16 protein-coding genes are annotated in these 13,749 nt (G+C 42.3%); 10 read left to right on the forward strand and 6 right to left on the reverse strand.

The features are described 5' to 3' along the window. Window positions 1–351: 351 nt before the first annotated feature. From INP83_RS18990 to INP83_RS19000, 3 genes are all read right to left on the reverse strand, one after another. Entirely contained in the window at window positions 352–1,971 is a 1,620-nt protein-coding gene (locus INP83_RS18990) for a DUF6377 domain-containing protein (RefSeq protein WP_219125509.1), read from the reverse strand. 211 nt (window positions 1,972–2,182) lie between these two features. Beyond that, window positions 2,183–2,710 carry an adenine phosphoribosyltransferase gene (locus tag INP83_RS18995; RefSeq protein ID WP_219125510.1) on the reverse strand — a complete coding sequence of 176 codons (528 nt, stop codon included), beginning with the start codon at window positions 2,708–2,710 and terminating at the stop codon, window positions 2,183–2,185. Then, entirely contained in the window at window positions 2,707–3,534 is an 828-nt protein-coding gene (locus INP83_RS19000) for a helix-hairpin-helix domain-containing protein (protein ID WP_219125511.1), read from the reverse strand. The genes INP83_RS18995 and INP83_RS19000 overlap by 4 nt, the downstream gene beginning before the upstream one ends. A 69-nt stretch (window positions 3,535–3,603) precedes the next feature. On the opposite strand from INP83_RS19000, the gene INP83_RS19005 reads away from it, so the two are divergent. After that, window positions 3,604–5,358, forward strand: a complete 1,755-nt coding sequence (locus tag INP83_RS19005) for a lysophospholipid acyltransferase family protein (protein WP_219125512.1) — start codon at window positions 3,604–3,606, stop codon at window positions 5,356–5,358. A 163-nt stretch (window positions 5,359–5,521) separates the two neighbouring features. Here the strand turns inward: INP83_RS19005 and INP83_RS19010 are convergent, their stop codons facing one another. Next, complete coding sequence (locus INP83_RS19010; RefSeq protein WP_219125513.1) at window positions 5,522–6,652, reverse strand: acyltransferase family protein; 1,131 nt, start codon at window positions 6,650–6,652, stop codon at window positions 5,522–5,524. A gap of 150 nt (window positions 6,653–6,802) precedes the next feature. Between INP83_RS19010 and INP83_RS19015 the strand changes: the two genes are divergently transcribed. Further along, entirely contained in the window at window positions 6,803–7,066 is a 264-nt protein-coding gene (locus INP83_RS19015) for a hypothetical protein (RefSeq protein ID WP_315898392.1), read from the forward strand. After that, window positions 7,063–7,824, forward strand: a complete 762-nt coding sequence (locus INP83_RS19020) for an MBL fold metallo-hydrolase (RefSeq protein WP_219125514.1) — start codon at window positions 7,063–7,065, stop codon at window positions 7,822–7,824. Before INP83_RS19015 ends, INP83_RS19020 begins: the two co-directional genes overlap by 4 nt. Here the strand turns inward: INP83_RS19020 and INP83_RS19025 are convergent. Together INP83_RS19025 and INP83_RS19030 are read right to left on the reverse strand one after the other, a co-directional pair. After that, window positions 7,821–8,075 (reverse strand): DUF3072 domain-containing protein, encoded by a 255-nt coding sequence (locus INP83_RS19025; protein WP_146270751.1) that lies wholly within the window; start codon window positions 8,073–8,075, stop codon window positions 7,821–7,823. The genes INP83_RS19020 and INP83_RS19025 overlap by 4 nt on opposite strands. Before the next feature lie 52 nt (window positions 8,076–8,127). Continuing rightward, the gene (locus tag INP83_RS19030; protein ID WP_219125515.1) at window positions 8,128–8,586 is read right to left on the reverse strand and encodes a hypothetical protein; all 459 of its coding nucleotides are present in this window, start codon (window positions 8,584–8,586) and stop codon (window positions 8,128–8,130) included. 136 nt (window positions 8,587–8,722) lie between these two features. Between INP83_RS19030 and INP83_RS19035 the strand changes: the two genes are divergently transcribed. The 7 genes from INP83_RS19035 to ssb all read left to right on the forward strand — a co-directional run bounded on the left by INP83_RS19035 (window position 8,723) and on the right by ssb (window position 13,712). Next, entirely contained in the window at window positions 8,723–10,012 is a 1,290-nt protein-coding gene (locus INP83_RS19035; protein WP_219125516.1) for an ectonucleotide pyrophosphatase/phosphodiesterase, read from the forward strand. Continuing rightward, a complete protein-coding gene (locus INP83_RS19040) occupies window positions 10,013–10,516 on the forward strand; it encodes a hypothetical protein (RefSeq protein WP_219125517.1) in 504 nt (167 codons plus the stop codon). It begins immediately after the preceding gene. A 4-nt stretch (window positions 10,517–10,520) separates the two neighbouring features. Further along, window positions 10,521–10,940 (forward strand): DoxX family protein, encoded by a 420-nt coding sequence (locus INP83_RS19045; RefSeq protein ID WP_219125518.1) that lies wholly within the window; start codon window positions 10,521–10,523, stop codon window positions 10,938–10,940. Beyond that, entirely contained in the window at window positions 10,937–11,455 is a 519-nt protein-coding gene (locus INP83_RS19050; protein WP_219125519.1) for a hypothetical protein, read from the forward strand. Before INP83_RS19045 ends, INP83_RS19050 begins: the two co-directional genes overlap by 4 nt. Before the next feature lie 83 nt (window positions 11,456–11,538). Continuing rightward, window positions 11,539–11,937 (forward strand): AraC family transcriptional regulator, encoded by a 399-nt coding sequence (locus tag INP83_RS19055; protein ID WP_219125520.1) that lies wholly within the window; start codon window positions 11,539–11,541, stop codon window positions 11,935–11,937. A 66-nt stretch (window positions 11,938–12,003) separates the two neighbouring features. Continuing rightward, on the forward strand, window positions 12,004–13,254 hold the full coding sequence (locus INP83_RS19060) for a DUF2130 domain-containing protein (RefSeq protein ID WP_186458733.1): 1,251 nt from the start codon (window positions 12,004–12,006) through the stop codon (window positions 13,252–13,254). Between the two features lie 110 nt (window positions 13,255–13,364). Further along, window positions 13,365–13,712: a single-stranded DNA-binding protein gene (gene ssb / locus INP83_RS19065; protein WP_219125521.1), complete on the forward strand. Its 348-nt coding sequence runs from the start codon at window positions 13,365–13,367 to the stop codon at window positions 13,710–13,712. Window positions 13,713–13,749: the final 37 nt, after the last annotated feature.

Here is a 13,749-nt window from a genome sequence, read left to right on the forward strand (position 1 = left end):
AAAACCGCCCGGTACGTTTCGCCGCAATACGGCCTGATAAATTAATTTTACTAAATAATTGGTCTATAATTGAAGCGATTGGTCGCTTTAACGAAAACACGTTTTAAGAATACTTATTAAAACACCTTTTCTATATACAAATATGTAGCTCCTTTTTCCTGATAAACTATAGCCAACCCTTCTTTGAAAAAAAATATAACTTTTTGTTACTTAATATACTGATTTTTAAACACTTAATATTTATAAACACATGAAAAATATAAGCGTTTATGAACCAAAAAAGGCTTTTTTAAAGAAAAATGAGGCTTTAATAGTTATTAAAGTAACAGAAATGCTACAATTTTGAATGCGTTATTCAATGCTATCTACTGCTTTGATATCCATTATCCGTTGTTCAAATAATTCCGGATTTTTTGATTTGGCTTTAATGCGCATTTTATAAACGTAGATGGTGTTTACCGAGTATTCGAGTATCTTGGCTATTGTTTCGTTATCGCTGATGCCCATGCGGATGAGTGCAAATATCCTTAGGTCGGTATTCAATACCTCGTGCTCATGCGGCCATATCTGATCTTTCTCTTCAAACTGAGAATTAAAAACGGCAACAAAATTTGGGAAGATCTTAAGGAATATATGGTCGAAGCTGTGGTATAATGCTTCGCGCTCTTTTTTAATATTTACACCGTTGATAATTGCACGTATCTCGTCATATTTTTTGATGGAAAGCTTGGTTTCTACCGATACCTTAAGTTTTTCTATGTTAAGTATATAACCGGATATGATCTTAAAAAACTGCCCTATGTATTCTTCTTTTATCCTCGTATCCTCAACCAATTGATTATTTACACTTTTCAGGAGTTCATTCTTCTCTTCGATTATACGCTCTTTTTGCTTTAGCTTCTTTAACTGGCTGTATATCATCAACAGGAAAATGATAACCATCGATGCAAGCGCCGCTATCGCCCCCAAATAAGCAAGTATTGTTCTTTTCTCACTTTCGGTATTATTTAACTCCTCGGCAGCAACTACTGGCAGTATGGCACCTATTTGTATTTTACGTTGCCTTGCACCGTAATAGTCGGCATCGGCTTTGGCTAACTGTATAAACTCATAAGCATCTTTTACGTTGCCTGCCTTATAAAGCTGTTCGGCAAGCGTGAAAAGCGCTACCGTCTCTTTAGTAGAAGACCGCACATCTGCGATTGCCGATCGCAAAAGCATCTCCAAACCTTTCTCCTTTTCGCCATTGCTAACATATATTAAACCCAGCGAACAAGTTATCATGGCCCTAAAATGCATGGATATGGGGACGTTAGGTGCAACCAGCTTCCCTAATTCAGTAGAACCCTTTGCATTATCGTTATTGCCAATATGTTTTAACCCTTTGTAGTAAATATTTTCTGCCGAACCGGGCGCAGTTAAATTTATGGCGGAATCTATGTAGGCGTTGGCCGCCTTAATGTAGTCTGGAGTAAAATACTTATCACTATTATACTTGGCCAGATCGCTGTTACAGCGGTACATGATAAAATAATACTCCTTACGCATGCTATCACTAAGCAAACCGGAGTTTATCATTCGCATACTATCAAAGGTCTCTTTGAACATGCCTGATGAAAGCAGGATAAACCCAAGCTTTATTTGGCTGTAGTAAGCCCTGGACATATCATTAATGTAGGTACTGATGTCCCTTAACTTGTTTACGTAAACGTATGCCGAATCATACTGGTAAGATTTGTACTCCTCATATAAAGCCAACGCCAGGTTATATTGCTTAAGATGGTCGGTTATCGAGGTCTGTTCATATTGCTTTCTTAGTTTTTCGATCCGGGCTTCTTTAGCGTCGTCATACGCTTTCTTTTTGCCCAGTTCATTTTTAAGTACTTTAAGCAAACTATCTGCATGCTGGCAGTATGCCATTACAGGAGTAACAAGAAATGCAACAAGTAATAACCTGAAAAACAGTTTCATATATATAATTGGCGGCGGAAAGTAATATCTGCGTTTAAATGGTTGCAAACGGCATTTCCCAATCGTAATAATAACAAATCTGCCCCGAATTAATTCACAACAAAACGTTTTTATTAAAAAGTAAATAAAAAGGCCTGTGCCTTTCAAATTAGGCACAGGCCACTATCATGGTTGTTAAGATTATAGTAATTTCAATTGCCAGGCTTAGCGATTAGTAATCCGCAAGTATGATTATGTCATCACTTATCGGTTCAATCTTTTCGCGGCCTTTTAAAAAGCTTAAACCTACTACAAAGCTAAAACCGGCCACCTCGCCACCCATTTCTTTAATTAGTTCGCTGGTTGCGGTAACGGTGCCACCGGTGGCCAGCAGGTCGTCATGTATCAGTATCCTATCACCTTTTTGAAAAGCATCGGTATGTATTTCAATGGTGGCTGTGCCATACTCTAACTCGTAAACTTTTTGGTTTACCGAATACGGCAGTTTACCTGCCTTGCGCACCGGAATAAACGGTACACCCAGCTTTGTTGCCAACGATAAACCAAACAAGAAACCACGGCTTTCTACACCGGCAATGGCATCAATGCCCATATCTTTCACCTTCTCTGTAAACGCGCTGTTAATGTTTTCACAAAGCACTGGGTCCTTAAGTATTGGGGTTATGTCTTTAAAAATTATTCCTGGCTTTGGAAAATCAGGTATATCGCGGATAGCTGCCTTTATCTGTTGTTCTATCATTTAAAAACTAAATAAGGCTCAATTTTACGCAAAATTTGGGCATCTATAATGGCAATGTTGCTTAAATCATCCATCCCGCTGTAATTGCCGTGTTGGGTTCGATATTCGATAATGGCGTTAACTTGTTTGTAATTAAGGTATGGCATCAATCTTAATTGATCAAAGGTTATAGTGTTAATATTGATCTTGCGTACCTTCTTCGGATCAACCTTTACCTGGTTTTTCATCTCCGTATATTTCAGCTCATCAAGTCCATATACCTCTTTCAATTGCTCTTTGTCTACAAAGCCTCCTAAGCGCTGCCTGTAATTGATAATGCGCTTGGCAAAGGCGGGACCAATGTCTTCTAAATTTGTAAGCCCGGCAGAGTCTGCTGAATTAAGTTCAACTATGCCTGCGGGCTTCACTGTTTCTTTATCTATGATAATAAACGGGGCCAGTCGGGCGTAATCAACCTTGGTTAAACCATATATCTTTTGCAGGTCCTCCGCCTTACGGAAGTGACCGCCTTTAGTGGTGTAGTTTTTGATGATCTGCGCCTGTTTTGCAGTTAAGCCAAGTTTTTGCCAATCGGCGTAAGTGGCACTATTGGGGTCAAATTTAAATAAGGCTGTGGGTGTGGCAGCTTTCTTTTTTTGAGGATTTGCCTTTTCAAGTTCGGCCACGGCGGCTGCGAAAGCCTTTTCATTAATTGTAGTATCTTTGTGGAAGCCTTGATAAATGTATGGCGCTGCTAAGACCAACGCTATTATTATCAGCAATACCAACAAACCGTTCCATTCTTTTTTTGTGATGGAAAATTGCTCCTTAAGCTGCGGTTTCATGTATTGTATAAGGTTAATAAGCCGTTAAAATAGTAATTTTAAGATATTTTTAAGCGTTACCCCTAACAAATGAAAATAATAACCACCGAAGAGTTTGCTAAAGCCACTAAACTGGATAAACTGAAAATGCCCGGGCTGGCAACGCTGTTGATGGAAGTGATGAAGATAAACCAGGTTAATGAGCTTTTTGCCCAGGCACAACCCAAACAAGGCCCCGAGTTTGTGGATGCCATTTTAAAGGGTTGCGGCATCACCATTGATTTTGATGAAAGCGAATTAAAACACCTGCCAAAAGAAGGTGCCTTTATAGCCATTGCCAATCACCCTTATGGTGGTATTGAAGGTATGGTATTGCTTAAAATACTGACCATGGCACGCAGTGATGCTAAGTTGATGGCAAACTTTATCCTAAAAAAGATACCCAACCTGGCTGATTATTTTGTGGCCGTAAACCCCTTTGAGAATGTAGAACATTCATCAAGCATCAGCGGATTAAAGACCACTTTAGAGCTGTTGAACAACGGCACACCTATCGGTATTTTTCCTGCCGGTGAGGTTTCTACCTTTAAGGTAGAGAAACGTGAGGTTACAGACAGATTGTGGCACCCGGTTGTTGGCAAGATCATCGCTAAGGCTAAAGTGCCGGTTGTGCCTATCTATTTCCATGGAAATAACGGCCTGCTGTTTAACCTGCTGAGCATGATACACCCTACCCTGCGTACGGCTAAGCTACCATCAGAGTTATTTAACAAACAGGGTCATACCATTAAGCTGCGTATTGGCAAGCCGATTAAGTTTAATGACATACCTGATAACAACAACAGTGGCAAAATATTAAACTACCTACGTGCCAAAACTTACGCCCTGGGTGCCGGTTTGGAAGAGGAAAAAAAGATCTTTAATCCGCGTAATCTTTTTAAGATTAAGAAACTGCCCGAGGCGATAGTCCCTGAAACACCTGCAGAAAAACTGGAAAAGGAAGTAGAGCCGCTGCGCGAGAATTACCGCGTTTGGGTTGAGAAAAACTACGAGGTTTTTATTGTACCTACGTCAGAGATACCTTGCATTATACGTGAGATAGGGCGTTTGCGCGAGATCACCTTCCGCGAGGTTGGAGAAGGCACCAACAAAGCCACCGACCTTGATGAGTATGATATTTATTATCACCACCTGTTTATCTGGGATACCGAAGGTAAAGCCATTGTAGGCGCATACCGTATAGGCCTTGGCGACGAGATTTTCTACAGCGTTGGTAAAAAGGGATTCTATATCAACGAGCTGTTTAAACTTAAGGAGCAATTTACACCCGTATTGAAAAAAAGCCTTGAGCTTGGTCGTTCTTGGATCCGTAAGGAGTATCAGCAAAAGCCGTTGCCATTGTTCCTGCTTTGGAAAGGCATTTTAAAATATTTGATAGATAACCCACGCTACCGTTATCTGATAGGGCCGGTAAGTATCAGTAATAATTTTTCTGCGTTCAGTAAATCGCTGATAGTGGATTACGTTAACCGCAACCACTTTGACCATGATATGGCGCAACTGGTTAAGCCTCGTAAAAAATTCAAGGTTAATTTTGAGAACGTAGATACCGATGCCCTGATGGCAGCCAGCGATTCTTTCAAAGGCCTTGATGCACTAATATCCGAGGTGGAAACACACAGCATGAAGATACCGGTGTTGCTTCGCCAATACATTGGCCTTAACGCCAAGATCATCAGCTTTAACATCGACCCCAAATTTGCCGATTGCCTGGATGGCTTCCTGGTTTTAGACCTGCAGAAAGTACCGCAGGACATGCTGGAGAAGTTAGGTAAGAATTTATAAAACAAGAGAGGCGATGCATTTTGCATCGCCTCTCTTGTTTTATAGTAATCATGTCATTGCGAGCGTAGCGTGGCAATCTCCAAGGACCAGCATCGGGTCTGCCTATGAGATTGCCGCGTCGCTGCCGCTCCTCGCGATGACATTGTCGGTAAGATAAGTCTTACTATACCCTTATATAAATCTTCTTCTCATCCAATATCTTACCCACACACCAGCATATCAGCATATAGGATACAGCGAACAGCAATGAACCTATAGCGCCGGGGGCTATCTTTTGGAAGAACACATTGTTTACCCAACCTACGGCATTAGTATCGCCAACTTTTATCATCCATAAGGAGATGATCAATACCTCAGATAAAATATAGATAGCCAGTGGGTTTTTACCAACGGTGGTGAAGAACGATGTCCACTTGCCTCTGCTTGCCCTCACCTCAACGAGATAAATAAGTGCAGAGATAATAACCATATCTAAACCGGTTGTAAGCAACGTGAAAGGGCTTGTCCAAAGTTTTTTACCGATCGGGAACACCATGCCCCAGCAAAGCGCCAAGAATATGAATAATGCGCCCATTAATGTTAAACGGGCAATGGTCTCGTAACTCTTGCCCTTTTCCTGGATGAATTTACCCGCATAATACCCAACTATCACGTTTACGATTGCCGGTAAAGTGCTTAATATCCCTTCAGGGTCAAAAGGAACACCTTCCCCGTGATAAAGGTGATCATCGCCCATTACAAACTTATCCAGGTAAGTACCTGCGTTTGTCAACATACCGAAAGGTGCCGATGGGTCGCCGTAAATAAGCAGCAACACCCAATAGCCAACCAGTAAAAACGCACTGATGATAAATATGGAAGTGCGGTTCTTTACAAAATAGATAATTAGGGATGCAAAAATGTAACACAAGCCGATGCGCTGCAGTACACCTAAAATACGTGTATGGCTTATCGGCCTAAAAACCCACCCTTCCGGCGTATGGTTGAAGAACGGGAACCATGACATCAGATAGCCGATAAGGCATATTAACAGTCCTCGCTTTAATACCCGGTAGATAACATCACCGGTGCTTAGGTTGTCAAACTTTTTCATGGTAAAGCTCATGGCATTACCTACCGCAAACAAGAACGACGGGAAAACCAGGTCGGTAGGTGTAAAACCAAACCAAGCGGCGTGCTCAAGGGGTGAAAAAGGTGTTGCGCCGCTACCGGGCGTATTAACAATGATCATGAAACAAATGGTCATTCCGCGGAATACATCCAGCGCGAGAAACCGTTCGGGCTTGTGGGTCATAGTGGGTACAATAATTTATAACAGGGTAAGCAATTGGTATCACAATATATGATTTAATACTGCTGACTGCAACTTACTTTATAAACTTTTTTAAGAAGTTTATAAACCCTATCTCTCGGCAAATGTTACTATTTTTGAACGATGCTCACCATGACCAACCATACGCTTGAGAAATTGGAGCTACTGCTGAAAAGCAGCGGTTACAAGGTGAGGTATGAAAAGGGCAATTTTAAAACCAACGCCTGCCTGCTGCAGAACAGCAAGGTGGTAATGGTGAACAAATTTGCCAACCTGGAAAGTAAAATTGCTGCGGTGGCAGAGCTTGCCCGCACGCTGGAGATAGATTACAACTTGCTCGACGATAAACAAGCTGCATTTTTACACCAACTTAAACAAACCCAACTGCAGCTGTGATAATCACTTTTTTAGGAACCGGAACCTCGCAGGGTGTACCCGTTATAGCCTGCACTTGCGACGTATGCCTGTCTGCAGACAAGCACGACAAGCGCCTGCGCACCTCTATCTTGATAGAAGCCGAGGATAAAACGATCGTAATAGATTCCGGCCCTGATTTTAGATACCAGATGTTGCGTGAGCATGTAATGAAGTTGGATGCTATTGTATTTACCCATGAACATAAAGACCATGTGGCAGGCATGGATGATATACGCGCATTTAATTATAAACAGCAAAAGGCTATTGACATTTACGCTACCGAGCGTGTGCAGCAAGGCCTTAGGCGCGAGTTTTCGTACATCTTTGATAATTTTAAATACCCCGGCATACCGCAGGTAGAAATGCACACTATAGATAAGGAGCCATTCAACATCGGCAGCGTAAATCTTACCCCAATAGAGGTGATGCATTACAAATTGGCGGTTTTGGGCTTCAGGTTAAGGGATTTCACCTATATCACCGATGCAAAAACAGTATCAGATACTGAAAAGAAGAAAATAAAGGGCAGTAAAATACTGGTAATAAATGCGCTGCAGAAAGAAAACCACATCTCGCATTTTACCCTGGATGAAGCGATAGCCTTTGCAAAAGAAATAGGCGCTGAAAAAACCTATTTCACCCACATCAGCCATCGCCTGGGAAAACATGCCGACGTAAACCCACTATTACCTGCCGGCATCGAGCTGGCTTACGATGGACTTAAAATCGAAATTTAATCAACATTATTTTCATCTAAACCGCGGCCGGTTTTGTGCTGCAATTCTTCAATCCGTTTTGATGCATCTGCCTTGCTCAGCGTTTCGTCAAACTCCTCGCCTGCTTCATCAGACAGGGTTTTAAGGTAAGAGTGCTGTGCGCCGGTCATAGGTTCGTGCCCGGTTGTCCACTCATCAGGGTCTTTAACTGTATTTGATCCCTTTATGCCATTATCAAATTCTTCGTTGGTGTTATTTTTATCAGTAGCCATAAAAAATCGTTTTATTAAACAACCTGTTTCTTGGCTAATTGTTTTAGCAATATTACTTCAAAGCTATGTAAACAATATCGTTTAAAATGGCAACGTAGGGGTTGCTGCCCGATGCTTTACGTAATTGCAACCTGCCACGAACGGCCATGCGGCTACCGTTGATGGTTATAAACTGTCCATCGCTGGCTTCAAAGAAACCCTTATGCGTTTGACTATTATATAAGGGACAATCCGGAGAGAAATTTATCCAGAACGCGTGTTTAGCGGCCTTATCAGAAAAGGTGCTGTCGTTTGCAATAGCCGACAGGTTTTTCCCTTGCTGATACGTGCCTTCTACCTCTACAAATTTACCGTTGTAATATTTAAGGCTATCCATTAAATGGCGGTAAGTAGGTTTCCTGCAATTGATATCAGTGATGCAATCGCTGGTAAAAACCTGTGGCTTTTGCTTGCTGCATCCCACAGCCATCAGCACAAAAAATGCAGGTATAAGAATTTTCCAACTGCGCATAGTTAAATGTAAGTGTTTTAATCAGTTAAACACGCACGGTAACAACGGTTTTACGTGTGTAGCAATTTTGTAACAAATTGCTCATTAAACATTATCTTAACCTGCTTTAGATAATTTTGCCCAATTATATACGGAGATGAAATTTTATAGCTTAACACTGCTGGCAATGCTGGCATTCTTTACTTGTTCGGCACAAAAGGTTGTGGATACCGTTCAAAAAGTTATTCCCGGCAGGGAAAACAGCAAAGCACAGGAAAAAAAGCCTTACGTGATTCTGATCTCTGCTGATGGTTTCAGGTATGATTTTGCCAAACGCTACCATGCCGATAACCTGCTGCGCCTGGCCGGTGAAGGCGTAAGCGCATCATCAATGATACCTTCTTACCCTTCAGTAACCTTCCCTAACCACTACGCCCTTGTAAGCGGCCTTTATCCATCGCATTCCGGTTTGGTAAATAACGTTTTTTATGATCGTAAGCGTGATGATCGTTACTCCATGAACAATAAAGACAAAGTGGCTGATGGCTCATGGTACGGCGGTTCACCATTATGGGTGCGTGCAGAGCAGCAAAAAATGCTTTCGGCAAGTTTTTACTGGGTAGCATCAGAGGCAAAGATAAAAGGCATACAACCAACATATTATTACGTTTACAACGATAAAATAAACATCCACAACCGTATACAGGCAGTTGTAGACTGGCTTAAGCTGCCGGCCAATAAACGCCCGCATTTTATTACTTTTTACTTTCCGCAGGTTGACCATGCAGCACACTTGCACGGCCCGGAATCACCGGAGACTGAGCATGAAGTGCATTTTATCGATTCGGCCGTAAACGAGCTGCAAAAAGCTGTGAAAACCACCGGTCTTAAGGATGTGAACTACATTTTTGTATCAGACCACGGCATGACCAGGGTTGATGATAAAAATCCGCTCAGCATCCCGGCATCTATCGATACCTCAAAATATGTTATCTCAGGCGATGGAATCCTGGTTGAGCTTTATGCTAAAAATAAAGGCGACGTTTCAGCAACATATAACGCGCTTAAAAAAGAAGCGAAGGATTACGATGTTTACCTTAAAACCAATACCCCTGCCCATTTACACTACAGCGCTGCCGACGACTGGCAAAACCGAATAGGTGATATATTGCTGATACCACGCTGGCCCAGGGTTTTTAACATTTGGCACAGTGGTAGAGAGATCCACCCCGGCTGGCACGGTTACGACCCGGCTTTGGTAAAAGACATGCACGCTACGTTTTTTGCCTGGGGGCCGGCATTTAAAAAACATTTAAATATTGTACCTTTCCGAAATGTATCTGTATTTAACCTGGTGAGTAACATCCTTGGGATAACACATACCGATAAGATAGATGGCACTGATGACCTATCGAATAAGGTGCTTTTAAAACCAACTAAACAATAAATGAGATTTTACTTAAAACTATTGGTATTGCTTGTAGTGCCTGCGGCAACTATGGCACAAAACCCTGCAGTGGTTAAAAAACATGCCCAAACAGTTGCCAACGCGCTAATCAAAGGCGATTACCAGACCGTAGTAGCACATACCTATCCCAAAGCCATTGATATTGCAGGTGGCAAAACAAAAATGCTGCAAATGCTATCAACCGGTTTATCGCAAATGAAACAGCAGGGCTTTAGCTTTGAAAAGATAAATATAGGCGAACCAGGCAAATTCTATAAAGCCGGCAAAGAGATCCATTGCCTTGTACCGGAAACTATTGTGATGAAAACCAAGCAGGGCCGCTTCCAGGGTACCAGCAACCTGTTGGCCGTGAGCGGAGACCAGGGCAAAAGCTGGACTTTTCTTGACCTAAACCAAGGATCTATAAAGGCGGTGGACCAGATCTTCCCGAATTTTAATCATAGCCTTACTATTCCACAGCCACAGCAGCCAATTAAACTGTAAAGCTATGCAAAAGTACCATACTGCGTATTTGCTTGCCCGCCTGCCAATTGCTTTCAGCATGTTTGGCCATGGCCTGGTGCGCATTCCAAAACTGGAAAAGTTTAGCGCAGGTATGGTTAAATCTTTCGCAGATACAATGCTGCCGGCAGCGCTGGTACAACCGTTTAGTTATGTATTGCCGTTTCTTGAATTGACAACGGGGTTACTGCTGATTGCCGGCTTATTTACCCGTTTTGCTAACATATTAGGCGTGGCCATTATGCTGGCGCTGATATTCGGATCGTGCATGCAGGAACAATGGAACAGCGTTTTCACGCAGATAATTTACGGCGCTTATTTTGCGTTGTTGTACGTATTTGCAGATCATAACAAATTTTCGCTCGATAACTTATTCAATACCCATAAAACTTCAATTGCCGGATGATCAGGCTGCTTTGCCTTTGTGTTGTACTTTTTTGTTCTGTTACCACTTATGCGCAAGACACCGTATTGGTAAAACGCCTGGCAGATAAGTTTGCCAAGGCTACCTTTAACAGTGACTTTAAAACGGTGTTAAGCCTGAGCTACCCGCCGCTGGTAAAATTATCGGGAGGCCGCGATACCATGGAAAAGATAATGCAGGAACGTACTGCAGAACTAAAAGGCCGCGGTGTGATGCAGTTTGATGGTTGGGTGAATGCACCCGGCCCGTTTTACAAAACAGGCGATCAGGTTCATGTGCTTTTCCCAGAAACCGTGGTAATGAAAATGATCAACGGGAGGTACATCAGTCACTCTTACCTCTTAGGTATATCCGAAGATAAAGGCAAAACCTGGACGTTTATGGACGTTGGCAATATGCCGGCTAACGTACTGCAGCACCTGCTGCCTGATCTGAGCAGTGAGATGCAGATACCACCGCCAACTAAACCAACGTTTTTCCCGAGCCAGATCCAGTAGCACAAAACTTGCGCTTTTTAGCTTGTAAATGACAGTGGTTTGGGTGATAATTGTTTAATTTGTTTAAAACCAATAATAGCGGCATGCCCACTCCTATCCCAAAGAAGATATTCAGCCGCCGGCACCAGATATTTGCCGATTTCATGCGCGAGTTAGATAAGCATCTTGATGATATTTTGAGTGAGCGCACAACCGAGATGTTTGAGATACGCGACCTTGCCGAGATCTTACACATCCACCCTACTCATTTAACAAATACCATTAAGCAACTTACCGGTAAATCGCCGTGCTGGTATTTTGAGGATAAGCTGATGAGCATTGCCAAAGAGATGTTGCAGCAAAATATCCCGGTAAAAGAGATAGCTTTTAAACTTACGTTTGATGCATCTAACTTTACCAAATTCTTTAAACGCTTTGAAGGCATCACACCCAAAGAATATAAAGAGCGGTTGATGCTGCAAGCAGAAGTAGTTGAAGGCTGAGCATCACTTTGCGGTTAAATTTACAAACCCGCAAAATCCGTTTATCTTTGATTTTCATTAAAAATTATGGCTACAGAAGTTAAGTGCCCAAGCTGCGGACATGGCTTCCCGATTGAGGAAGTAATGGCCGAGGAATATAAACAGCAGCTAAGGCTGAAGATGCAGGATTACACCCGCCAGAAAGAAGAAGAGTTTCGAAAAAAAGAGGAGCAGTTTAGTAACCAGGCACGCCAGCAGCAGGAGCAATTTGAACAGCGCCTTGCCGGCGAGAAAAAACAGTTGCAGCAGGCCCTTGAAGAAAACCTGCGCAAAAGTATATCTGCAGATTTTGAAACGCAGTTAACCATGCTGCAAAACTCTGTAAATGCCAGTGCTGAAAAACTGAAAGAATCGCGCCAGAAAGAATTGGAGTACCTGCAACGCGAACAGGCACTTAAACAAAAAGAGGAAGAGATGGAAGTTGCCCTGCACCGTAAATTGCAGGAGCAGCGCGCTGATATTGCTGAACAGATACGCAAACAGGAAGCCGAAAAGCATAACCTTAAGGATACCGAATACCAGTTGAAGGTTAAAGAACTTGAAAAGCAACTGGAAGACCAGAAACGCCTGGCCGATGAAATGAAACGCCGGGCCGAACAAGGCTCAATGCAGTTACAGGGCGAAGCGCAGGAACTGATACTGGAAGAACAACTACGCAACTACTTCCCGTTTGATATGATAAGCGAGGTTGGTAAGGGCGTACGCGGTGCGGATTGTGTGCAAACCGTACGTAACCAATTTGGGCAGGAATGCGGGCGAATTATCTACGAAAGTAAACGCACTACCGCGTTCTCTAACGAGTGGATAGAGAAATTAAAGAAAGATATGCGTGCCATGGGGGTTGATGTGGCCGTTATAGTAACGCAATGCTACCCAAAAGGCATGGATTGTTTCGGCGAACGTGATGGCGTTTGGATCTGCAGTTTTGACGAAGTAAAAGCTGTTTCCTACATTTTGCGTGATGGCGTTATTAAGCTGGCCAATATGGCCAAGGCACAGGAGAACAAAGGCGACAAAATGCACCTGCTTTACGATTACCTCACCAGCAGCGAATTTTCTGAGCAATGGAAGGCCATAAGAGAAGGTTATATGAGCATGCGCCTCTCTATCCAAAAAGAACGCGATGCCATGGAGAAAATGTGGAAGGCACGCGAAAAGCAATTGGAAAAAGTTTTACTGAATGCCGCACACATCAAAGGATCTATTGAAGGTATAGCCGGTAATGATATGATACAGCTAAGTTTGGGCGATGAAGATGATACACTGCTTTTAGATTAGTTATTGAAATTTTGTTCTAATTAAATTTTAGCAATTAATTTTCTTAGAAATAAAAATCTTCATTAATTTTACGCATTCGATGGTATTTTAATTATCGGGATCACTAAATTATGTCTACAACTACAGGAGTTAATAAAGTCATTTTATTGGGAGAAGTCTCTTCGCTTCCCGTTACTAAAAACGCTAATCATAATACGGGCTACTGGGCCTTTACTGTTGCTACGCTGGAAATGGTTAAAAAAGGCCGCGATAAGACGGTGCACACCGAAAATCATCAGATAAAAGTTACAGCAGATATCTCACAATATGTTATTGAAAGACTGCAGCCAGGTAATAAGATCTACATCGAGGGCCGAATAGAGACATCTTCTTTTGTTGATAACAAAGGCATTAAACGTTATGATACTTGCATTATAGCAACTAAAATCGAGTTCCCTGAATTGGCTATTGCCAGCTAAGGCTGGTCGCTTTACATTTTCATAACATGGCTGTTTT

The sequence above is a fragment of the Mucilaginibacter sp. 21P genome (assembly GCF_019331605.1).
Taxonomy (GTDB): Bacteria; Bacteroidota; Bacteroidia; order Sphingobacteriales; family Sphingobacteriaceae; genus Mucilaginibacter; species Mucilaginibacter achroorhodeus.

Excerpts from the sequence above, each read along its gene's own strand:
- INP83_RS19060 (WP_186458733.1), top strand. The coding sequence starts at position 12,004 with ATGGCTACAGAAGTTAAGTGCCCAAGCTGCGGACATGGCTTCCCGATT.
- INP83_RS19000 (WP_219125511.1), bottom strand. The coding sequence starts at position 3,534 with ATGAAACCGCAGCTTAAGGAGCAATTTTCCATCACAAAAAAAGAATGG.
- INP83_RS18990 (WP_219125509.1), bottom strand. The coding sequence starts at position 1,971 with ATGAAACTGTTTTTCAGGTTATTACTTGTTGCATTTCTTGTTACTCCT.
- INP83_RS19055 (WP_219125520.1), top strand. The coding sequence starts at position 11,539 with ATGCCCACTCCTATCCCAAAGAAGATATTCAGCCGCCGGCACCAGATA.
- INP83_RS19015 (WP_315898392.1), top strand. The coding sequence starts at position 6,803 with ATGACCAACCATACGCTTGAGAAATTGGAGCTACTGCTGAAAAGCAGC.
- INP83_RS19040 (WP_219125517.1), top strand. The coding sequence starts at position 10,013 with ATGAGATTTTACTTAAAACTATTGGTATTGCTTGTAGTGCCTGCGGCA.
- INP83_RS18995 (WP_219125510.1), bottom strand. The coding sequence starts at position 2,710 with ATGATAGAACAACAGATAAAGGCAGCTATCCGCGATATACCTGATTTT.
- INP83_RS19010 (WP_219125513.1), bottom strand. The coding sequence starts at position 6,652 with ATGACCCACAAGCCCGAACGGTTTCTCGCGCTGGATGTATTCCGCGGA.
- INP83_RS19030 (WP_219125515.1), bottom strand. The coding sequence starts at position 8,586 with ATGCGCAGTTGGAAAATTCTTATACCTGCATTTTTTGTGCTGATGGCT.
- INP83_RS19005 (WP_219125512.1), top strand. The coding sequence starts at position 3,604 with ATGAAAATAATAACCACCGAAGAGTTTGCTAAAGCCACTAAACTGGAT.
- INP83_RS19035 (WP_219125516.1), top strand. The coding sequence starts at position 8,723 with ATGAAATTTTATAGCTTAACACTGCTGGCAATGCTGGCATTCTTTACT.
- INP83_RS19045 (WP_219125518.1), top strand. The coding sequence starts at position 10,521 with ATGCAAAAGTACCATACTGCGTATTTGCTTGCCCGCCTGCCAATTGCT.
- INP83_RS19050 (WP_219125519.1), top strand. The coding sequence starts at position 10,937 with ATGATCAGGCTGCTTTGCCTTTGTGTTGTACTTTTTTGTTCTGTTACC.
- ssb (WP_219125521.1), top strand. The coding sequence starts at position 13,365 with ATGTCTACAACTACAGGAGTTAATAAAGTCATTTTATTGGGAGAAGTC.
- INP83_RS19025 (WP_146270751.1), bottom strand. The coding sequence starts at position 8,075 with ATGGCTACTGATAAAAATAACACCAACGAAGAATTTGATAATGGCATA.